The following is a 19,670-nucleotide window of genomic DNA, read 5'->3' as shown; positions in this document are numbered from 1 at the left end:
GTCAGTATCGTGCGAGCGGCGCCAGCTTTGCGCTCGTCAGGCGAACCAGATCGTCGGGCGCCAGGCGGATTTCCAGGCCGCGCCGGCCGCCACTGACATGGACCACGGTAAAGCTCACGGCACTCTCGTCCAGGAAGGTGAGCAGGCGCTTCTTCTGCCCCAGGGGGCTGATACCACCGAGTACATAGCCCGTTGCACGCTCCGCTTCGGTGGCATCTGCCATGCTTGCCCGCCGGGCGCCGGCGGACTTTGCCAGTGCCTTGAGATCCAGCTGAGCAGTGACTGGGACGATGCCTGTTACCAGGCGGCCATCGTCGAGCCGAGCCACCAGGGTCTTGAACACGCTGCGGGGCTCCAGCGACAGCGCACGGGCCGCCTCCTCGCCGTAGGCCGCCGCGCGAGGGTCATGTTCGTAGCTGAGCAGCTCGAAGGTGGCGCCGTGGCGCTCGAGCATCTTGATGGCCGGCGTCATGCCTTCGCTGGCTCCTCGACGGCGCGCAGGTGAGCCTCCAGCGCAGCGCGCAATTCGCCTTCGATCGGTACGGCCCGCTTCTCGCCATGGTCGAAGTGTACCAGCACGGTGTGCCCCAGGTTGGTGAGCACCCCCTTCTGCCACGCCTCCTGGGTCACGGTGAAGGAGCTGTTGCCCAGTCGCGAGAGATAGGTGCGCAGCTCGATGTCGCTGCCATAGTGCAGCTCGGCCCGGTAGTCGATCTCCATGCGCGCCATGATCAGCCGCCACTTGCGCGGGTCCAGGTCCGGTGTGAACAGTCGAAAAAGGTCGTTCCGGGCCATCTCAAACCAGGCCGGCAACCGGGTGTTGTTGATATGACCCAGGGCGTCGGTGTCGTAGAAGGCGGGCTCGATGGTGCGCACGAACATGGCAATGATCCTTGTGGGTCAGAATGTTGTCCTGTCGAAGCGGGGCGTCAAGAACCAGCATTGCCCCGAGCAAGCGCTAGGTCAAGTGGCGCTATTGGCCCGAGCGGCATGCCAGGCCTGGAGCCGAGTCCAGCCAAGCAGCCAGAGAGTAGCCACCCCGAATCCGGCCAGGGTGCCCAGGAACAGGCCCAGGGTGGCATAGGTCAGGGAGACGCACAGGGCGTAGCAGAGTAGTGCTCCCAGGCCGGCCGGATAATGCTTGATCACCGTGGCGGCTGGGGCTGCTCCGTGGGTGAGGTGCAGGATCACCAGCAGCGGGAACATGGAGATCGGGAAGGCCGCCAGCATCCCCGCCCAGGAGGCGGGCAGCACATGAGCGAGCCCGGTCACCAGGAACACGATAGCGGTAGCCAGCGTCGCCCGCATCCCCAGTGCCGGCCAGCGGGAGCCGCCGGGTTTGACCGTGACCCGGGTCTCCGCAATGTGACGATAGAGCCAGGTAAAGACAAAGATGGCCAGCAGGGTGGTCAGGGTGCCGGTCAGACGAGTGAATTCGAAACGGGTCAGCAGCAGGCTGACCAGGAACCAGGCCGTCAGGCCCCCGGCGGTGCCGGTGAGTACTCCCCTGAGGCCGTCGCGACGGCCGCAGATCAGGTAGCCACCACCCAGCGCCATGGTGGCGGTAAAGCCGGCCAGGCTGTATACCGCGCTCTCGGCGGCAAAGCCCGGCGATATCTCAAGCCCAATGAAGAACAGGGCAATGGCAGTACCCAGCGGGTAACCGGCGAGCAGCCCGGCCATGCGAGTACTGACGCGCTCGGCGACCATCGCCAGGCCCAGCACGATGCCGATCGACACCACCAGCTTGGCCAGTTGCCAGCTCAAGGGAACTTCCATGGGTGAGTCCTTATGGTCTAGACGAGTCGCAGGCCCTGGCGATCGGCCCAGGCGGCGCCGACTGCATGGGTGAGTTTGTCATGAAGATGCGTCGGCAGGGCGGCCCTGGCGGCCTCCACGTCATCGAAGCTGCGGTTGAGCAGCCAGCAGTAGGCCCAGGCGCAGGCCTCGTTGTCGCTGTGCGGCTCAGGGCGCGCCGGCATCTGAACCAGCAGGAACGCGGCGGTGCGTGCCGCCCAGAGCGGGATGTCGTCTCCAGCCTCGGGGCGACTCCAGGCCGCCAGCGTGGCGCCAGCGGGTGTCTCGTCGGGCTGCCCCAGTTTTGCCACCCGAGCGGTCTCTGCCAGAATCAGGGCCAGCCGGTCCGGATCGCCGCTTCCCAGCTTGAGCCACTGTTCGATCAGGGCGGGCATGCCTTGTCGTACCTTGGCATAGAAGCCGCTTTGCGGCATGGTTTCACTCATTGTCGCTGCTTCCCGAGGAAAGAACATGGAGTTCGATTTTGCCACGCCCGTCGAGCGTCGCCACCCCGAACAGGGGTCTTCACAACGGTGGCCTTCGCAGAAGTGGCACCGTTATGACGAAAGCGTGCTTCCACTGTGGGTGGCCGATATGGACTTTCGCTCACCGCCGGCGGTCATTGAGGCGCTGCGTGAACGCGTCGATCACGGTGTCTACGGCTATGGCATGGTACCCGACTCGCTACGCAAGACTCTATGCGAGTGGAGCGCCAGGGAGTATGGCTGGGCGATCGAGCCCGAATGGCAGCTCTGGCTCCCCGGCGTGGTGCCGGCACTGCATCTGGCCAGCCTGGCTCTGACCGAGCCGGGTGACGGCGTTTTGACGATCACACCGATCTACCCACCTTTCCTCAAGGTGGCCGAGCGCACAGGGCGGCTGCCCCAGCGAGCGGCGATGGCGCCACCGCAGGTGTTGGGCGAGCAGTGGCGCCTCGACATCGAGGCGCTGGAAGCGGCCGTTACCCCACGGACCCGACTGTTGCTGTGGTGTCACCCCCACAATCCTACCGGTCGGGTCTGGCGTCACGAGGAGCTGACTGCGCTGGCGGAGCTGGTGGAACGCCACGACCTGCTGCTGGTCTCCGATGAGCTGCACTGTGACCTGTTGCTGGACGAGGGTGCCAGCCATCGCCCGCTGGCGGCTGCCTTCCCCGAGCTGGCTGCCCGCACGATTACTCTCTGGGCGCCTTCCAAAACTTTCAATCTCGCCGGACTGACCACGGCCTGTGCCGTGATCGAAAATGAGTCCCTGCGCCACCGCTTTGCCGCCGCCCTCCGTGGCTTGATGCCTGACAGCAACGTGCTCGGCCTGGTGGCCGCCGAGGCGGCCTATGCCCATGGCGATCCGTGGCGCCGGACATTGATCGAGGTGCTGCGCGGTCATCGCCGCACCCTGGTCGAGCGGGTGGCCGCCTGGCCCGGCGTTGCTCTGAGCGCACCCCAGTCCACCTACCTGGCATGGCTGGACCTGCGTGTTGCCGAAGGGTTGGCCGGTCTAGCGGGCTCACCCCAGCAGGTGCTATTGGAGGAGGCCGGGGTGGCCCTCTCCGATGGCAGCGATTTCGGCTGGCCGGGGTTCGTGCGTCTCAACTTCGGCACCACCGCCGCTCAGCTCGATGAGGCCCTGTCCCGACTCGACGGTGTGTTGAAGGGATGAGCCGAAAAAGAGACGGCCCCTGTCGGGGCCGCCTCCTGAAACGATCCATCCTGCACATGGTGCTCGATAGCGTCGGGCTCAGTAGAGCAGGGTGAAGAGCCGGCGACGGTAGGTCACGGTCAAGGGATGCTCGGCCCCCAGGGCATCGAAGACCCTCAGCAGCGTCTTGCGGGCAACGTCGTCGCCATAGGCGCGGTCCGCCTGCATCAGCTTCAGCAGCGCTTCCAGCCCCGCCTCGTACTGACCATCGGCCACCTGGCGCAGCGCGCGCTTGAACTGCGCTTCGCTGTCGTCGCGCCCGGCCAGGGCTTCCAGCTCCTCACCGGTGGGTGCCTCCTCCCTGAATTCGACGCTGGCACGCACCCCTCTTGCCGGTGCCGCGTCTCGCTCCTCGGGTGGCAGGTTGTCGAGCAGTGCCAGGGCCTCCCCGCTGCGCTCCTGGGCCACCAGTGCCCGCGCCAGCTCCACCTGGTAGGCGTAATGCTCGGGATGCTGCTGGACCAGCTCCTCGTAGAGAGTGCGGGCCGTCTCGGCGTCGCCCTGGGCCAGGGCCTCGGCGGCCTGCTCCTCGGGGCTGGCCGGGGCGTCTTCCGGGGCGGGGAAATAGCGCCCCAGCCACTCGCGGATCTCCTTCTCGGGCAGCGCCCCCTGGAAGTGGTCGACCAGGCCGCCCTGGCTGATCAGCTTGACGTCGGGGACCGAACGCACGCCCAGCTGCGCAGCGATGTCCTGATTGTCTTCGATATTGAGCTTGGCCAGGATGAAAGCGCCATTGTACTCCCGAGTGAGCTTTTCCAGGATGGGCATCAGGGTCTTGCAGGGCTCGCACCAGGGGGCCCAGCAGTCGAGCAGTACCGGCACCTGGGTGGAGAACTCCAGCACTTGCTGGATGTTGTTGCGATCGACATCGATGATCAGCTGCTCATCGCTCGGGGCAGCGGCAGGCGATGGAGCGGGCTCCGGGGGCGTCAGGGGGGCACCGCTGCGGGGATCGACGATGGACATGGGCACAGACCTTTCATGAAGGTGAATTTGTTCGATAGATGCGGGTGACTGGCCCATGATTCAAGGGCAGGGGTGCGAATCGTTTCAGCCTGGCGTTGGCGATCTGGCCAAGCTGGCGGGGCATCCCGGCATGGGCTGTGGTAGTCTCGGATTCGTCTGGCCGGAACGGTGCCAGGCGTCACGATACGAGGAGCCGCCGATGGCGACATACCAACTCAACAGCAGCAGCGACCTGATCGAAAACCCCTCTCCTCGCTGTGCCTGCATGCTGGTGCTGGACACTTCTGCCTCGATGTTCGGCCAGCCCATCCGTGAGCTGAACTCGGGCGTCCAGGCCTTCATTTCAGCGATCAAGGAAGATGACATGGCCGCCTGTTCGGTCGAGCTTGGCGTCATCACGGCGGGGGGCAAGGTCACCGAGCAGCTGCCGTTCACCACCGCCATGAACATCTCCCAGTGTCGCCACTTCGCCGCATCCGGGCTCACTCCGCTGGGGGCGGCCATGGAGCTGGCGCTGGACCGATTGGAAGAGCGCACGGCAGCCTACCGCAAGGCTGGTGTCGCCTACTACCAGCCCTGGCTGGTGGTCATCAGCGATGGCGTTCCCACCGACCAGTGGCAGGCGGCATCGGCCAGGGCCCGTTCCCTGGCGCAGCAGCGCAAGATGGTGGTGATGCCGGTGGGGGTCGAGGAGGCCGATCTCGAGGCGCTCAGCGCCTTCTCGACGCGTCCGGCCAAGCGGCTCGACGGCTTGAAGTTTCGCGAGTTCTTCCTCTGGCTGTCGGCCAGCATGAGCCGCGTCTCCGCCTCGGCTTCTACCACCGAACAGGTCAGGCTACCGCCGACCGACAGCTGGGACAGTATCTGAGCATGCCCCAACGCGTCGATGGGAAGGAGGTCTAGTGGCATTGCGGGCAAGGGTCGTGACGGATTCGCTGGGCAAGACGCGCCGGCTCGGCAAGCGCCTGGAGCGCGGCGGGGAAGGGGAGATATTCGCCCTTCAGGAGCGCCCCGACGTGATCGTCAAGTGGTACTACCCCGAGGTCCTCGACAAGCGTGGCGACGAGCTGCACCGCAAGGTGGAGGCGATGCGTGAACTGCGCGATGCGCACATGACCCGTGACGTCTGCTGGCCCCTGATCCGCGTCTTCGACGACAAGCACCGCTGGATCGGCTTCGCCATGTATCGGGCCCGGGGCGTCAGGATGGGCTTTCTGGCCCATGCGCTGCTCTATCAGCGCTACTTCCCCGGGCTGGATCGCCGGCAGATCGTCGATTATCTGATCCGCTTCGTCGAGATCGTCCAGCAGCTGCATCGCGCCGGCGTCTGCATCGGCGACTATAACCTCAACAATATCTTCTGCGTGCCCTCGACCCAGGAGGTCACGCTGATCGACTGCGACAGCTACCAGCTGCGCATGGGCGGCACCTTCTATCCCTGCCCGGTGGGCAGCCCCGACATGACCCCCAAGGAGCATCAGGGCGTCGCCTTCCGCGATATCGTGCGCACGCCCCGCAGCGAGGCGTTCTCGCTGGCCATCGTGCTCTTCAAGTGCCTGATGCTGGGACGTCACCCCTACGATATCGTCGGCGGCGACGACCCGGTCCGCAATCTCCGTCGCGGCAACTTCGCTTACGGACACGGCCAGCGCGATGTGCCCCAGGGGGCCTGGTACGATCTCTGGCGCGAGCTGCCCGAGCCGATTCGCGACATGTTCGTCACCACCTTCACGGCGGGTGCCAGCGCGCCGAGCCGTCGCGCGACACTGCCGCAGTGGCATGCCGCCTTGACGACGTATCGTCAGCAGCTGGAAGCCGGTGAGTGCCCCCGTGAACTTGCCAGGCCCAGCGCGAAGCCGGATTCGCAGGTGCTTCATGCCCGATGAGCTGAGCCACGCCGAACCTGAGCGGCAGGAGGGGGCCTGGACGGCCCTGGCCACGGCGGTGCCGGGGCTGGCGCATCTTGAAGCGCCAACCCCGCAGCCCTGCCAGGATGCTGCTGGGGCTGCTGCTGGCTGGCGCCCCGTGCTGGTGGTGGCCGATGGCGCGGGTAGCTCGCCGGCGTCGGACGTGGGTGCGCGCACACTGGTCGCCGCCATGTTGCGTCTGGCCGACACGCTGGAGCCCCAGCTCGCCTGGCTGCTCGATGGTCAGGATGAGCCGGGGAGCGAGCCGCTTGGTCAATTCGCCGAGCTTCTGGTTCGCCACGCCACGGGAAGCCTGCTCGACCGCGCCGCCGAACGGTTGCGCCCGGCGCGCGACCTTCGCTCTACGCTATTGCTGGCGTTGGGGGGCCGCGAAAGGCTGCTGTGGCTCAAGGTGGGTGATGGCGAGATCGTGCTGGAGCGGGCGGTGCCCATCGAATCCCCGGAGGGCGACGAGCCCGCGCTGGCGCCCGAGCTTGTCACGCTGGGTGAACGGGGCAAGGGCGAGTTTGCCAACCAGACGCTGTTCGTCGACGATCGGCTGACTACCGAACAGGTACAGTACGGCTGCGAGCCGATGTCAGCCATGACAGGCATCGCCCTGATGAGCGACGGTGCTGCCGAGAAGCTGGTGGCACACGACGGTGGACGGGTGGCAGGACAGCTTAGCCACTGGCTCGATGACCTGCGCCGGGGCCGGCTGCGCCAGCGCGACCTGGTCCGGCTCTTCTACAGCGATACCTTCTGCCGTGGCACCAGCGGCGACGATCGCAGCATCGCCCTCGCCGCACGTGACCTGGCGCTGCCTCAGGAAGCGTTTAAGGAAAATTGAGAGCGGATCGAGGAGGCGAAAGGAAGCGAACCGATGACCGGTCATCGTGATGACGCCCAATAAAAAAACCGAGGCTTGTGGCCTCGGTTTTCTCGAATTTGGTAGCGGGGACCGCTGAATTGGTATCGAAAGCGAACCGATGACCGGTCATCGTGATGACGCTCAATAAAAAACCGAGGCTTGTGGCCTCGGTTTTCTCAAATTTGGTAGCGGAGACCGCTGAATTGGTATCGAAAGCGAACCGATGACCGGTCATCGTGACGATGTCCAATAAAAAACCGAAGCTTGGAAGCCTCGGTTTTTTCGAAGATGGTAGCGGGGACCGGATTTGAACCGATGACCTTCGGGTTATGAGCCCGACGAGCTACCAGACTGCTCCACCCCGCATCAACGTGGTGCGAATACTACGCTTTTTCTGCGCCATGTCAAGTGGGTGGTCGTTGTTCGTGCACTTGTCGCTCAAGGGTCCATAATCATAAAGGATGCTTGAAGGGGGCGCCCCTCAGGAAGCATCCTGTTACCGCTTGCCTGCTGCTTCAGGTCAAGCCATTCTGCATAAGTATGCGTCATGATCAGGGAGGTGGAATATGACCCAAACAGCACCCGTTGCCTGGGTAACCGGCGGAACCGGTGGTATTGGCTCGGCAATATGTCGCGGCCTGGCCTCAGCGGGCTATCAAGTGGTTGCCGGGTATCACAACCCGGAGAAGGCGAAAACCTGGCTTGAGACCCAAAAGGCTGACGGCTTTGACAACATAGCGCTTTCTGGTGTCGACCTGACCAGCTTCCAGGCGTGTGAGGCTGGAATCAAGGAGATCGAGGAAAAGCACGGGCCCGTGAGCGTATTGGTCAACTGTGCCGGGATCACCCGGGACGGCACCATGAAGAAGATGACCTACGAGCAGTGGCACGAGGTCATCGACACCAACCTCAACAGCGTCTTCAATACTTGCCGTAGTGTCATCGGGACCATGCTCGACCAGAAATACGGCCGCATCATCAACATATCCTCGATCAACGGCCGCAAGGGACAGTTTGGCCAGGTCAACTACTCCGCTGCCAAGGCGGGTATGCATGGCCTTACCATGGCGCTGGCCCAGGAGACCGCCACCAAGGGAATTACCGTCAACACCGTATCGCCGGGCTACATCGCCACCGACATGATCATGAAGATACCGGAGAACGTGCGCGAGGCGATCCGCGAAACCATCCCGGTCAAGCGCTATGGCACGCCGGAGGAAATTGCACGCCTGGTCGTGTTCCTGGCAGACAAGGAGGCGGGGTTCATTACCGGGGCCAATATCGATATCAACGGTGGCCAGTTCATGGGCTGACACCACGGCGCCAGAATGTCATCCGGCTACGGGAGGCTTTGCCTCCCGTTTGCGTATCTGCAGCTGCGAAAGCAAGCCGGCAGCGGTGTCCAGCCCCTCTCAGGGAGGCGGTAGGTGGGTCAGTCGTGTCAACAGCGCGTCGAGTTCACCCACTTCACGCGCCCACTGGTCCGGGGAGACAGGGCCGGTGGCCAGCAGATTGCGCAGCACGATACGCACTTCTTCTGCACGGCTGAGTTCTCGACTCAGCCCTTCGTTGAGACGCTCGACCTGTATGGCCAGGCGCAGCGGCTCGTCATGTTGGCTCACTCGCCCCATGGCCAGCAGCGAAAGATGGACGCGCAGCCGGGCCAGCTGCTCGGCCACGTCGGCGTCGGAGGGTGGGTGAAGGCGTGCGGCATTGCGCTGCTCATGGGCGGTGCGCATGTCCTCCGGGAGAGAGAAGCCGTCCTGGATGGCCACGTCCTCGGCGGTACCCTCCTCGAGCAGCCTGGCGTCGGCCTTCAGGTGAGCGTCGACCAGGGGCTGGCAGGTCTGCCACCGCTGGATCTCCTCGGCCACGGCAAGGCGGTTGAGTCGTTCGCGCCGAGCTCGAACGATGCCGCTCCAGCGGCGTCGCATGCCCTCCGTTCGCCGTCCTGATGGCAGCGGCTCCAGGGTCGACGCCTCATCAATGGCCTGTTCCAGGATCGTGCTATCCGCATGGCGGCTCGGCTGCCAGGCGTCGAGTCGGTCGATCAGTGCCTGCATCTCCTCAAGTCGCTGGCGAGCTCGCTGCGTGCGGTCATCCCGCTGGGCTTCACGGGCCGCGAATATCTGGTCGCAGATCTCGCGAAATTCCCGCCACAGCGTCTGCTCCTCGCCACGCGGTGCACGGCCCAGCTCTCGCCAGCGCTGCTGAAGCGTCTTGGCTTCTTCCGCCCGGGCGGCTGCCGGGAGCTGCCGCTCGAGCAGGGCGCGGGCGTCTTCGACCAGTTGTCGCTTGGTAGTGGCGACTTCGCGAGCCCTCTGGTCGATAAGCCCCTGAAGTGCGTAGCGAATGCGTCCGAACCGGCGCCCGATGGCTTCCGCTTGCTCCTTGGGGACCGGAGTGTGGCGACGCCACTCCTCCCGGGCATGATCGCGGATGCGGCGCAAGGCGTCCGGGTCGGCGTCTGCGGCGGGAGCTTCCAGCAAGGCTTCCAGTTGTTCGCAGAGAGCCGTTCGGGCTTGGAGGTTGCTTGTGCGCTCGGCGTGTAGCCTGTCGCGCCAGGGGGCCAGGCGTTCGTGAATACGATCCGATGCCGCGCGAAACTGTTCCGAGAGCTGGCGATTGGCAGCGGCATCGCCCAGCAGCTTCCAGTCCCGCACCAGTTGCCGGTGCCGGCGGTCGAGCTCTGCGTCGGTCAGCGATGGCGTCTCGGCCAGTTGCTCAATGGCCTGGCAGAGCTGCTCGCGCTTGGGGCCGGCAACAAAGCCACGCCAGTCGCGTAGTTCTGCAAGCCTGGCGCCCAGACGCTTGAGGGTGGCCCGATGGTTCTGGAGTCGCTCGTCAGGCAGCGATTCGGCACGGTGCCTGAGGCTCTGATGGAGGCGGCTGGCCCCCTTGAATGCGCCCCGGTCGAGCAACTGCTCCAATTGTGAAAGGTCGGCTGCAAACTGTTCCAGCCGTGTGTCGATGTCGACGTCCGTTTTCTCCGAGCCAGCGAGTTCGCGGCGGGCCCGGGCGAGCAGCGGCGTGGGGGGCAGGGATTCGGGCCACTGGCAGGCCTCGATGCTGGCCGCCAGGCGTTCCGGATTCCGCTCCTTCAGGGCCGCTTCGAGTTCGAACGCCTCTGCGCTCAGTCGCTCCCAGGCGGTGAGGACGCGGTCATAGTCGGCCAATACGGTGTCATAGCGTTCGCGCAGCCCTTCATCGGTGACATGCAGGTCCGAGAGGGTCTGCCAGCGGTTGGCCAGCAGCAGCTTCTGTGAGCGCAGACTGGCGATATCCTGCTCGGTGAGAAGATCCCCCCGGGGTAGGCTGGCAAGGCTCTCCTCCAGCGCTTCGAGCAATGATTCGCGGGCCTCGGTGGCCAGCTCGCGGCGGCGGTCCGCCTGGGCATGGGCGTGTTCGCGTGCCTCGTGATCGGATATGACCTTGCGGCAGCGCTGGCAGGCGTCCTGGTAGCGGCGCTCCTGGCTGGCATCGGGAAGCCCCGGCATCGACTCCCACTCCCTGGCCAGATGTCGGTATCGACCGGCATAGAGCGGCTCCCATGGGGCGCGGCCTTGAGCTTCCAGCTTGGCCAGCAGGGCCTCGCGGTTCTCTCGCTCGGCGGTGAGGGAGGCGGCATCGGCTTTCAGACGATTCAGGCGCTCTTTGGCTTGGCGCATGACCTGGCGGTCGCGGCGAGCCTTCTGGGCCAGCTGTTGTAGGCCGGCTTCGCTGGTTACCCGTGCCGCAGCGGCGTGGCGGACGGCGGCAATTCCGTTTTCGCAGGCCTGATGGATGAGGTCCTCTTCCGCGTCAAGGCGTGCCACAGCGGCCAGCCTGAGCTGCTGGTTGTCCCCCTGCAGGGCGATGGCGGAGAGCAGGTCGCGGTCGTCGATGTTTTCCAGTAGCTGCAGGCGCCGGGTCAGCGTCATGCCGCCGGTCTTGCCGGTAATGATGTCGATCAGGCGGCGATGCAGCTCCGGGGCATAGGGCTGTTCGCCGAGCAGGCGAATCAGGGTGTCGGGCTCATCGATCCTCGCCAGCGCCGCCAGGCGAACTCGCGGGTCGCTGTCGAGGCAGAGGCGCTCCAGGCCCTCACGCTGGTCTGGGCGCGATGGGTCGAGCTTGTCAACGGCCAGGCGTCGGACCTGGGCATCGTGGTGCTTCCAGCGAGGGGCAAACAGGCGTCGAAGGAATCCGGGCATGGGGCATCCTAAGCGTGAGGAGCGCAGAGCAAGGCGCCTGCGCCTAGCCGTTTTATTGCTATCGGGTCGGCATCTTTCGTCTAATGTATGTATCTAAGCATGCGCCGCGGCTGGGGAAAAGTCTTGCACCCAGCCAAGTGTGGCCAAACTGCGACTCTGTCATCCCGGCCCGGCTGGCCGTATGATCAGTTGCAGGGTCGCAGGGAGTCGCTTAGCTTTAGACCACGACCCGACAACACCCGAGTGGAGTCCGGCAATGAGCCTCAAAGTGGACAGGGCAAGCATGGCATTTACCTTCAAGGGGGGCATGCTGCCAATGACGGTCATGGAACTGGCCAGTGCAGACCCGGAACGCATCAGAGAGCAGCTTTCCGGCAAGCTTAGTCAGTCCCCCGCCTTCTTTCAGCATACCCCCGTGGTTCTCAGCGTAGAGAAGCTCGACGAGCCTCATCTGGCGCTGGAGCGCATCTGTGCCGTATGCCGGGCCCACAAGCTGCTTCCGGTAGCGGTGCGCGGCGGCCCCGACCCGGTGAAACAGTCGGCCTGGGCGCTGGGGCTGGGCTGGTTTCCACCCAACGACGGCGCTCGTGCGCGCACGCTGGAGGGCGTGTCCACGGTTCAGCCGGCGCCTGACGTGCCGGAACCCTCCCCGGAGCCGATCAGCACGGCCAGCGGCGGGCGTATCTATCGGGGCACGGTCCGCTCGGGGCAGCAGGTTACCGCCCCGGATGGGGACCTGGTAGTGATCGGTGCCGTCAATGCCGGTGCCGAGGTGCTGGCCGCAGGCAGCGTGCATGTCTATGGCGCCCTGCGTGGCCGCGCCCTGGCCGGTATTCATGGCGATACCATGGCCGGTATCTTCTGTCGCGAGCTCCGTGCCGAGCTGCTTTCGGTTGCCGGCAACTACAAGCGCCTTGAGGATATCGACCCTCAACTGCTGGGAACCTCGGTTCAGGTCAAGCTCTGTGATGCCCAGTTGGGGATAACCTCACTCGGTTGACCGGCGGCTTGCGCCTGGTGACGCCGCTTTTCATCGTTTTCCGTTTTCACCGTCATCCATAGGAAGGACAACTTGGCCAAGATTATCGTAGTGACCTCAGGCAAGGGTGGGGTCGGAAAGACAACCAGTGCAGCGGCCATCGCCACCGGCTTGGCCCTGAGAGGCAACAAGACTGTCGTCATCGACTTCGACGTGGGGCTGCGTAACCTGGACCTGATCATGGGCTGCGAGCGTCGCGTGGTATACGACCTGGTCAACGTGATCCAGGGGGAGGCGGGACTCAATCAGGCACTGATCCGCGACAAGCGCGTCGACAACCTGCATATCCTGCCGGCCTCGCAGACCCGCGACAAGGATGCCCTGACCTCGGAAGGGGTGGAAAAGATACTCGAGACCCTGAGCAAGGATTTCGACTATATCCTCTGCGATTCGCCTGCCGGCATCGAGCGTGGAGCCCAGTTGGCCATGTACTACGCCGACGAGGCGATCGTGGTGACCAACCCCGAGGTGTCATCGGTGCGCGACTCCGATCGTATCCTGGGGCTGCTGGCATCCAAGACCCGCCGGGCCGAGCGTGGCGAGGATCCGATCAAGGAGCATCTGCTGATCACCCGTTACAACGCGGCCCGCGTCGACGATGGTGACATGCTCAACCTCGACGACATTCGCGAGATCCTGGCCATTGACCTGCTCGGCCTGATCCCGGAGTCGGAAGCGGTGCTGCGTGCCTCCAACCAGGGGGTCCCGGTCACCCATGACGACAACAGCGACGCGGGCCAGGCCTATGCTGATACCGTCTCGCGTCTTCTCGGGGAGGAGGTGCCGCTGCGCTTCCACGAAACTCAGAAGAAGAGTCTGCTGAGCCGCATGTTCGGAGGAGGTCGCCGGTGAAGTTGCTCGAATTCCTGAAGCGTGAACGCAAGAAGTCCGCGTCGGTCGCCAAGGAGCGGCTGCAGATCATCGTGGCCCATCAGCGCAGCCAGCGCGGCCAGCCGGATTACATGCCGATGCTGGAGAAGGAGCTGCTGGAGGTGATTCGACGCTATGTCCAGGTGGATGACGATGCCATCAATATCAGCCTGGACAGCGAGGACAACTGCTCTGTGCTGGAGCTCAACGTCACCCTGCCGCGCAGTTCGTAGTCGAGCGCTGCTAGCACCGAGCGCAGGCTGGACGTTTTAAGCCTGGCTGAGGCATCGGCGAGGCTGTGTTAGGCTGTGCCACTCAGCGACGCAGAGTCAGGAGACACCGCGCCCATGGCGAAGCCCGATGCCGCCCCGATGACCTTTCTCTGGCACGACTACGAGACCTTCGGCGCCGACCCGCGTCGCGATCGACCCTCGCAGTTCGCTGCCATTCGCACCGACGCCGACTTCAACGAAATCGGCGAGCCCGTCGAACTCTTCTGCAAGCCTGCTGACGATTATCTGCCGCACCCCCAGGCCTGCCTGATCACCGGCATTACCCCACAGCAGGCGCGCCGTCGCGGGCTGCCGGAAGCCGAGTTCGCGGGACGCGTCCATGCTCTGATGAGCGAGCCCGGCACCTGCGCCCTGGGCTACAACAGCCTGCGTTTCGACGACGAAATCAGCCGCTGCCTCTTCTATCGCAACCTGCTCGACCCCTATTCCCGGGAGTGGCAGAACGGCAATTCCCGCTGGGACCTGATCGATGCCGTGCGTGCCTTCCACGCCCTGCGACCGGCCGGCATCGAGTGGCCGCGTCGCGAGGATGGCAGCCCCAGCTTTCGGCTCGAGGACCTGACCGCTGCCAATGGCATCGCCCATGAAGGCGCCCATGATGCTGTCGCCGACGTGCGTGCCACTATTGCCCTGGCGAAGCTGCTCAGAGGCTGCAATCCGCGTCTCTTCGATCACCTGTTTGCGCTGCGCAAAAAGCGTGAAGTGGCGCGTCGTCTCGACGTGCCCGGCCGCAAGCCGGTACTGCACATCTCGCGCCGCTACCCGGCGAGCCGTGGCTGCAGCGCACTGGTGATCCCGCTTGCCGAACACCCCACCAACCCCAATGGGGTGATCGTCTATGACCTCTCGGTCGATCCTGAACCGCTGCTGACCCTGAGCGCCGAGCAGATTCGTCAGCGCATCTTCGTCAGCAACGACGACCTGGCCGAGGGTGAGGCGCGTATTCCGCTCAAGGTGATTCACATAAACCGCAGTCCGGTGATCCTGCCGGCGTCGGCCTTGAAGGATGTGGATGGCCCCCGGCAGGGCGAGTATGGCGATATCGTCGAGCGACTGGGGCTGGATCTGGCCGCCTGTCGTACACACTGGAAGCGCCTGGCCGGCAGCGCCGATGCGGCGAGCAAGGCCGTGGAGGCCTTCGCGGCTCCCCCTCCCGAAGGGCCGCAGGATCCTGATCTGATGATCTACTCTGGCGGTTTTTTCTCGCCAGCCGATCGCCAGCAGATGCAGCGAGTGCGCGATACCGACCCCTGGGATCTGGTGGATGCCCGATTCGCCTTTCAGGATGGGCGGCTGGAAGAGATGCTCTTCCGCTATCGAGCCCGCAGCTTTCCGGAGACGCTTTCCAGTGAAGAGCTGGTTCGCTGGGAAGCCTTCCGCTGGGAGCGCATGAACGACTCGGCGGTCTCCGGCTTTACCTTGAAAGACTTTGCCCGGGAGATCGAACGGCTCAATCAGGTGGCGCTGAGCGATCGCGACCGCCAGGTGCTGGAGGAGCTGGTGATGCATGTGGAGGCGATGATGCCGCCCCAGGCCTTCGGCTAGTCTTCTCCGGAACGAAACCATGAAGCAACAGTGCCCGGCCAATGGCCGGGCACTGTCGTTGAGGTGCTGTCGTTGAGGTGCTGTCGTTGAGTCGATGATTGGAGCCGAACGGGTCAGTCGTCGGCCTCGGGCATCGGTTCCAGGTGCCGGGTCAGGTCGGCCACGTCGCTGGGCTCGTCGCCCGGATCATGGCTGATGGTGGCGGTGGCGCCTTCGCGCAGCTCAGGCCAGGCCTGGCGGAGCTCATCGGCGCTGACGTCGAGTACCCGTGCGGCCAGGCGTTCGCGACGGTCGAAGTCGGTGTCTCCGAAAGACAGCGCGCGCCAGAGCCGGTTTGTACGCCCCGAAAGGCTGGTGTCGCGCTGCAGCAGGTTGTCATGGACCGCCTGGCGGTACGCCGCCAGCTCGTCGTCCTCCAGCGCGCCCAGTCGCTCGCCAAAGGCGTCCAGGAAGGCGTCGATATGCGTCAGGATCTCGTCGCTGGGGGTATCCGGCGACTGCACCAGCAGGCTGAGGCCCGGTGCGTCGAGCAGCGGCGAATAGCCGGCGTTGACCACGTATCCTAGCTGTTCCTCGGTGCGCAGGCGCTGGTAGAAGGGGGTATCGATCACCTGGCCGAGTACAGCGAGGCGCGCCTGGCTCGTGAGCGAGCGGTCGCTGCCCTGCAGGTAGCGCAGCACCAGTGACTCCTCCCGCGAGGTAACCGGATGCAGTGGCGGCAGGTCACTCACGATGCGCAGCGGCGTCAGGTCGGGTATCGCTTCCTTCGCGGCTTGAGGCTGCAGCAGCTCGGCGATCTGACGCCCCTCTCGAATGGCCAGCTCTTCGTCGAGGTTGCCCACGGCCAGGGCTTCCATGTGCAGATCGGAGAGGAAGGCGTCGCGGAAGTCGCGCAGTGCCTGGACATCGAGGTCTCGGCTGGCCTCCAGCAGATCGTTGGTGGGCCACTGCGGCCGTACCAGGGCTTCGGTCAACGTGCGATGGGCCTGGCGGAAGAGGGCGGCCTGGGGCGCGTTGCGCCACTCCCGCTGCAGGCGATAGCGCGCACGCTCGAAGCTGGCCTCGTTGATCTCGCCCTGCTGTAGCTGAGCCAGGGTGCGCTGCATGACGCGGTCCTGGCGATCGCGCCAGCCGGAAAAGGAGAGCGTGATGCCGCGGGCATGCGCATAGGCCTCGGCATGGTGGCCCGCCAGGCGGGCTGCATAGAAGTCTTCGTTGAGGCTGTCATCCAGCCAGCCTGCCAGCAGGTGGGCCAGCGCCGCCTGCCTTGGGTCCGAGTTGGCCGCCGGATGCTGCAGACTGATGCGCCACTCCACCTTCGGCGTGTTGAAGGAGGCGTCCGCCATGTGCCAAAGGGCGAAGCTTGGTTCGTCCAGCACTTGGGAGGGCCGTTCATGCTGTTCGGTGAGCAGCGTCAGGTCCTCGGCGATGAAAGGATTCGGTTCCGGCAGGGACAGGCCGGCCAGGGGTTCTGCCGTCGCCGGGCCGGTATCGCCGGCCTCACGCCAGGGGGCATTGAACCAGGGCGAGATCTGCTCGCCTTCGACATCCGGGGCGCTGTAGAGACGCAGCAGCCGGTCAGGGCGCAGCTCGTCGAGATAGCGCTCGACCAGCTCGCGGTCGAAGCCGTCCATGCGATAGGCGGCGTACTGCACGTCCTCGACCGGGAAGCGTGCCAGGTTCATGGCCAGGCGCATGGCGCCCTGTAGCGGCGAGCCATGCTGCTGGAAGCGAAACTGCTGTTCGGCCAGTTGGGCCTGCTCGTCGTAGCGCCACTCGTCGAGGCTCGACTCGCGGATCTGGTCGATGGCGGCGAACAGGGTGGCCTCGATCTCGTCGAGCCGTTCGGCCCCGGCAGGTGTCAGGCTGATGCTGACGGTGAACAGGGCATCGCGCTCGTCGCTGCGGCCGACGCCGGCGGAGAGCCCGTCGGCCAGTCCTGCTTCGCGAAGCACCGCCAGCAGGCTGCCCTCCCCCTCGTGGCCCAGCAGGTGGGCCAGGTAGTCGGCGGGCTTGTGCTCGTAATACTGGATGGAATCGGGCACCGGGAACATGAAGCGTACATGGCGGCTGTCCCTGACCGACTGCATTTCCAGTTTCAGGGGCAAGCTCTCTTCCCGCACCAGCGGCTCTTCGATGACCGGGCGCTCCAGCCCCCGGTCGGCGATATCGGCGAAGCGCTCGATGACCATCGCTTCGAGCTCGTCCAGCGAGTGCGGTGCGACCAGAGCCAGATGCATGACGTTGGCGTCGTAGTAGCGCTCGTAGAAGTCGATCACCCGTTGACGCAGCGATGCTTCTCCCTCGGGCGGATCGAGTGTCTCGCGGCTGCCGACCGAGAACCCGACGGTGGGGTTGTCGGGGTTGAGCACCTGGTTGAGCACGTCGAGTTCGCGTCGCCCGTCGTCGCGGATACGAGCCATGTACTCCGAGTGCACGATATTGCGCTCACTCTCCAACTGGTCGGGGTTGAACAGCGGTGTCAGAAAGAATTGGCTGAAGCGATCCAGCGCCCCGGTCAGGGCCTCGGGCTCGATGTCGAAGAAGTAGTTGGTGTCCTGTGGCGCGGTGAAGGCATTGTGGCTACCGCCATGGCGACGCAGATAGCCCTGGTAGGCATCCGCTTCGGGAAAGGGTTCGGTGCCGAGGAACAGCATGTGTTCCAGGAAGTGGGCCAGCCCGGCGAGGTCGTCGGGGTCCTGAGCGCTACCGACACCCACGTTCATCGAAGCGGCCGCCCGGTCGGCGTCAGGGTCGCTCACCAGCAGCGCGGTGAGCCCATTCTCCAGCGTCAACACCCGGTAGTCCCGTGTATCGTGGGGGCTGACCCGTGGAGTAACGACCTCATCAATGGCGGCCTCGGCGGCCTGCTCAGCGGTCTCGGCGGCGGCTGTTGGCAGCAGCGCACCGTGCAGCAGCGCGCCGGCCAGCAGCAGCCCGGCGAATGGTTTTGACCAGTGCCGTTGGCCCTGGGGGGAAGTAGCAAGACTGGACATCATATCTCCTGGTCACTCCAGCGCAGCATTGGCCCGGTGGGATGCGCGCAGGCTGGGTCCTGGTTCTTGGGATCGTTCACTCGTCTAGATACCGGAAAAGCGCCCAACAGTTCCCTTGGGGCGGGACGCAGCAGGGCCTTGGCTGTCGGAAGTGGCGTCTGCGGGTCGAGCCAGCAGGCGGCATCATCGGCGTCAATGATTGCTGGCAGCCTATCGCTGAGTGGCGCAAGAGGGTCGCTGGCGGCCACGGTGATCAAGGCCATGGAGTCAGCATGTTCGCTCAGGCTGGTGTGATAGCGGCACCATACTCCGGCCAGCAGCAGGGGGCCACGGTCGACCCGAGTGATCAGGAAGGGCTGCTTGAAACGCGGCTGAGGCTTCCAGACGTAGATGCCACCCACCGGAACCAGGCAGCGTCTCGCGGCAAAGGCTTCGCGAAACATGTGGCGCGACTCCAGCGATTCGGCGCGCGCGCAGTGAGGGGCATGGTCGAGTACGGTCAACCACGGTGGCGTCAGGCCCCAGAAGACTGGCGACAGCCGAACGCTGCCGCCTTCGAGGCGAATCTGCGATACGGGCCGTCGTGGTGACAGGTTGGCCGCGGTGATCAGTGGGGCGTCATGGCACAGGTCAGGCAGCAGTCGAGCGAGATCGAGGGTGGGAATGAAGAGTCGACCGGCCATGGTTTCTCCGCGAGTCGGGGCACTCAGGGTAGCCAAGTCGAACGGGACTGAAAAGGGCTTGATGCGTAATGGTCGAAAACAGTGTTCGATGTGCGCTATCCTAAGCCACGCGAGGCATGGCAGGCGCCATGCCATGCTTACGATTTGATCATCGCCCTGCGAGGAATTCATGGCCCGTCCCCGACAGCATGCGCCCGAAGCGCTACATGCCCAAGTCATGGCGGCAAGCGATGCCTGGCTGCAGGGCAACCCCGTACATACGCTGTCGCTGCGCGCCCTGGCGCGTGAGGTCGGCTGTGCGCCAAGCACCCTGCTCAAGCTCTACGGCAGTTTCGGCAACCTGCTGCAGCATGTGAACATCGAGACCCTGGGGCGCCTGCGCATGGTGATCGAGCCCTTGACCGAGGGCGCCTCTCCCGAGCGCCAGCTCAACGCCCTGGCGCTCGCCTACTGGCAGTTTGCCCAGCGCGAACCCTATCGCTGGCAATTGCTGTTCGACTATCCGCTGGCCCAGGAGGGCGAACTCGATCAGCGCCAGTCCGACATGATCGAGGCCCTATTCCTGCGCGTCGAGGCGAGTCTCAAGGAGTACCAGCCGGCGCTGGGCGACCTGGAGGCGCGCCGGCTGGGGCGTACCCTGTGGGGCAGCGTTCACGGCCTGGTGCAGCTTGGGCTCAATGAGCGGCTGGGGTACTGGCAGGGGCAGCAGCTCGAGGTCGGCGAACTGCTCGATCAGCTGCTGGTCACCATCCTTGCCGGCCTCAGGAACAGGTCCGGTATCGCGTGAACCTGGCCTTTCTCGGGCTCTTCGG

18 protein-coding genes and 1 tRNA gene are annotated in these 19,670 nt (G+C 65.0%); 10 read left to right on the top strand and 9 right to left on the bottom strand.

The window, feature by feature from the left end; all coding sequences use genetic code 11:
* Window position 1: 1 nt before the first annotated feature.
* From ybaK to KZO25_RS08040, 4 genes are all read right to left on the bottom strand, one after another.
* Complete coding sequence (gene ybaK / locus KZO25_RS08055) at window positions 2-472, bottom strand: Cys-tRNA(Pro) deacylase (RefSeq protein ID WP_223136541.1); 471 nt, start codon at window positions 470-472, stop codon at window positions 2-4.
* Entirely contained in the window at window positions 469-882 is a 414-nt protein-coding gene (locus KZO25_RS08050; protein ID WP_066449019.1) for an acyl-CoA thioesterase, read from the bottom strand. The genes ybaK and KZO25_RS08050 overlap by 4 nt, the downstream gene beginning before the upstream one ends.
* An 81-nt stretch (window positions 883-963) precedes the next feature.
* Entirely contained in the window at window positions 964-1,779 is an 816-nt protein-coding gene (locus KZO25_RS08045; RefSeq protein ID WP_223136540.1) for a hypothetical protein, read from the bottom strand.
* Between the two features lie 17 nt (window positions 1,780-1,796).
* Window positions 1,797-2,231, bottom strand: coding sequence for a hypothetical protein (locus KZO25_RS08040; RefSeq protein ID WP_223136559.1), 435 nt, complete (start codon window positions 2,229-2,231; stop codon window positions 1,797-1,799).
* 37 nt (window positions 2,232-2,268) lie between these two features.
* On the opposite strand from KZO25_RS08040, the gene KZO25_RS08035 reads away from it, so the two are divergent.
* Window positions 2,269-3,456, top strand: coding sequence for a MalY/PatB family protein (locus tag KZO25_RS08035; RefSeq protein ID WP_223136539.1), 1,188 nt, complete (start codon window positions 2,269-2,271; stop codon window positions 3,454-3,456).
* A 78-nt stretch (window positions 3,457-3,534) separates the two neighbouring features.
* Here the strand turns inward: KZO25_RS08035 and KZO25_RS08030 are convergent, their stop codons facing one another.
* On the bottom strand, window positions 3,535-4,461 hold the full coding sequence (locus KZO25_RS08030; RefSeq protein ID WP_223136538.1) for a tetratricopeptide repeat protein: 927 nt from the start codon (window positions 4,459-4,461) through the stop codon (window positions 3,535-3,537).
* Window positions 4,462-4,660: 199 nt separating this feature from the next.
* Between KZO25_RS08030 and KZO25_RS08025 the strand changes: the two genes are divergently transcribed.
* Genes KZO25_RS08025 through KZO25_RS08015 form a run of 3 tightly spaced genes read left to right on the top strand, consistent with a single transcriptional unit; the run spans window position 4,661 to window position 7,218 of the window.
* Complete coding sequence (locus tag KZO25_RS08025) at window positions 4,661-5,329, top strand: vWA domain-containing protein (RefSeq protein ID WP_223136537.1); 669 nt, start codon at window positions 4,661-4,663, stop codon at window positions 5,327-5,329.
* 55 nt (window positions 5,330-5,384) lie between these two features.
* Window positions 5,385-6,347, top strand: coding sequence for a kinase (locus KZO25_RS08020; RefSeq protein ID WP_235588888.1), 963 nt, complete (start codon window positions 5,385-5,387; stop codon window positions 6,345-6,347).
* The gene (locus KZO25_RS08015) at window positions 6,337-7,218 is read left to right on the top strand and encodes a protein phosphatase 2C domain-containing protein (RefSeq protein WP_223136536.1); all 882 of its coding nucleotides are present in this window, start codon (window positions 6,337-6,339) and stop codon (window positions 7,216-7,218) included. The genes KZO25_RS08020 and KZO25_RS08015 overlap by 11 nt, the downstream gene beginning before the upstream one ends.
* A gap of 310 nt (window positions 7,219-7,528) precedes the next feature.
* Here KZO25_RS08015 and KZO25_RS08010 read toward each other — a convergent pair.
* Window positions 7,529-7,605, bottom strand: a tRNA-Met gene (locus KZO25_RS08010).
* A 200-nt stretch (window positions 7,606-7,805) separates the two neighbouring features.
* Between KZO25_RS08010 and phbB the strand changes: the two genes are divergently transcribed.
* Complete coding sequence (gene phbB / locus KZO25_RS08005) at window positions 7,806-8,552, top strand: acetoacetyl-CoA reductase (RefSeq protein WP_223136535.1); 747 nt, start codon at window positions 7,806-7,808, stop codon at window positions 8,550-8,552.
* Between the two features lie 99 nt (window positions 8,553-8,651).
* Here phbB and KZO25_RS08000 read toward each other — a convergent pair whose 3' ends face one another.
* Window positions 8,652-11,432 carry a DUF349 domain-containing protein gene (locus KZO25_RS08000; RefSeq protein WP_223136534.1) on the bottom strand — a complete coding sequence of 927 codons (2,781 nt, stop codon included), beginning with the start codon at window positions 11,430-11,432 and terminating at the stop codon, window positions 8,652-8,654.
* A 256-nt stretch (window positions 11,433-11,688) separates the two neighbouring features.
* Between KZO25_RS08000 and minC the strand changes: the two genes are divergently transcribed.
* From minC to sbcB, 4 genes are all read left to right on the top strand, one after another.
* Complete coding sequence (minC, locus tag KZO25_RS07995) at window positions 11,689-12,432, top strand: septum site-determining protein MinC (RefSeq protein ID WP_066451686.1); 744 nt, start codon at window positions 11,689-11,691, stop codon at window positions 12,430-12,432.
* A gap of 72 nt (window positions 12,433-12,504) precedes the next feature.
* A complete protein-coding gene (gene minD / locus KZO25_RS07990; RefSeq protein WP_066451684.1) occupies window positions 12,505-13,323 on the top strand; it encodes a septum site-determining protein MinD in 819 nt (272 codons plus the stop codon).
* The gene (minE, locus tag KZO25_RS07985) at window positions 13,320-13,574 is read left to right on the top strand and encodes a cell division topological specificity factor MinE (protein WP_043512823.1); all 255 of its coding nucleotides are present in this window, start codon (window positions 13,320-13,322) and stop codon (window positions 13,572-13,574) included. Before minD ends, minE begins: the two co-directional genes overlap by 4 nt.
* Window positions 13,575-13,688: 114 nt before the next feature.
* Window positions 13,689-15,179: an exodeoxyribonuclease I gene (gene sbcB, locus KZO25_RS07980; RefSeq protein WP_223136533.1), complete on the top strand. Its 1,491-nt coding sequence runs from the start codon at window positions 13,689-13,691 to the stop codon at window positions 15,177-15,179.
* Between the two features lie 113 nt (window positions 15,180-15,292).
* Here the strand turns inward: sbcB and KZO25_RS07975 are convergent, their stop codons facing one another.
* Together KZO25_RS07975 and KZO25_RS07970 are read right to left on the bottom strand one after the other, a co-directional pair.
* Window positions 15,293-18,175, bottom strand: a complete 2,883-nt coding sequence (locus KZO25_RS07975) for an insulinase family protein (RefSeq protein WP_223136532.1) — start codon at window positions 18,173-18,175, stop codon at window positions 15,293-15,295.
* Entirely contained in the window at window positions 18,175-18,858 is a 684-nt protein-coding gene (locus KZO25_RS07970; protein WP_223136531.1) for an SOS response-associated peptidase, read from the bottom strand. The genes KZO25_RS07975 and KZO25_RS07970 overlap by 1 nt, the downstream gene beginning before the upstream one ends.
* A 169-nt stretch (window positions 18,859-19,027) precedes the next feature.
* On the opposite strand from KZO25_RS07970, the gene KZO25_RS07965 reads away from it, so the two are divergent.
* Entirely contained in the window at window positions 19,028-19,645 is a 618-nt protein-coding gene (locus KZO25_RS07965; RefSeq protein ID WP_066451678.1) for a TetR/AcrR family transcriptional regulator, read from the top strand.
* The last annotated feature ends 25 nt before the right edge of the window (window positions 19,646-19,670 follow it).

The organism is Halomonas sp. ANAO-440 (assembly GCF_019915905.1).
GTDB lineage: Bacteria > Pseudomonadota > Gammaproteobacteria > Pseudomonadales > Halomonadaceae > Halomonas > Halomonas chromatireducens.
Note: the sequence above shows the minus strand (reverse complement) of the source record. Positions and strands in the feature narration are given on the sequence as shown.

Coding starts and splice junctions, on each gene's coding strand:
- ybaK (WP_223136541.1), bottom strand. CDS start 472: ATGACGCCGGCCATCAAGATGCTCGAGCGCCACGGCGCCACCTTCGAG.
- KZO25_RS08050 (WP_066449019.1), bottom strand. CDS start 882: ATGTTCGTGCGCACCATCGAGCCCGCCTTCTACGACACCGACGCCCTG.
- KZO25_RS08045 (WP_223136540.1), bottom strand. CDS start 1,779: ATGGAAGTTCCCTTGAGCTGGCAACTGGCCAAGCTGGTGGTGTCGATC.
- KZO25_RS08040 (WP_223136559.1), bottom strand. CDS start 2,231: ATGCCGCAAAGCGGCTTCTATGCCAAGGTACGACAAGGCATGCCCGCC.
- KZO25_RS08035 (WP_223136539.1), top strand. CDS start 2,269: ATGGAGTTCGATTTTGCCACGCCCGTCGAGCGTCGCCACCCCGAACAG.
- KZO25_RS08030 (WP_223136538.1), bottom strand. CDS start 4,461: ATGTCCATCGTCGATCCCCGCAGCGGTGCCCCCCTGACGCCCCCGGAG.
- KZO25_RS08025 (WP_223136537.1), top strand. CDS start 4,661: ATGGCGACATACCAACTCAACAGCAGCAGCGACCTGATCGAAAACCCC.
- KZO25_RS08015 (WP_223136536.1), top strand. CDS start 6,337: ATGCCCGATGAGCTGAGCCACGCCGAACCTGAGCGGCAGGAGGGGGCC.
- phbB (WP_223136535.1), top strand. CDS start 7,806: ATGACCCAAACAGCACCCGTTGCCTGGGTAACCGGCGGAACCGGTGGT.
- KZO25_RS08000 (WP_223136534.1), bottom strand. CDS start 11,432: ATGCCCGGATTCCTTCGACGCCTGTTTGCCCCTCGCTGGAAGCACCAC.
- minC (WP_066451686.1), top strand. CDS start 11,689: ATGAGCCTCAAAGTGGACAGGGCAAGCATGGCATTTACCTTCAAGGGG.
- sbcB (WP_223136533.1), top strand. CDS start 13,689: ATGGCGAAGCCCGATGCCGCCCCGATGACCTTTCTCTGGCACGACTAC.
- KZO25_RS07975 (WP_223136532.1), bottom strand. CDS start 18,175: ATGTCCAGTCTTGCTACTTCCCCCCAGGGCCAACGGCACTGGTCAAAA.
- KZO25_RS07970 (WP_223136531.1), bottom strand. CDS start 18,858: ATGGCCGGTCGACTCTTCATTCCCACCCTCGATCTCGCTCGACTGCTG.
- KZO25_RS07965 (WP_066451678.1), top strand. CDS start 19,028: ATGGCCCGTCCCCGACAGCATGCGCCCGAAGCGCTACATGCCCAAGTC.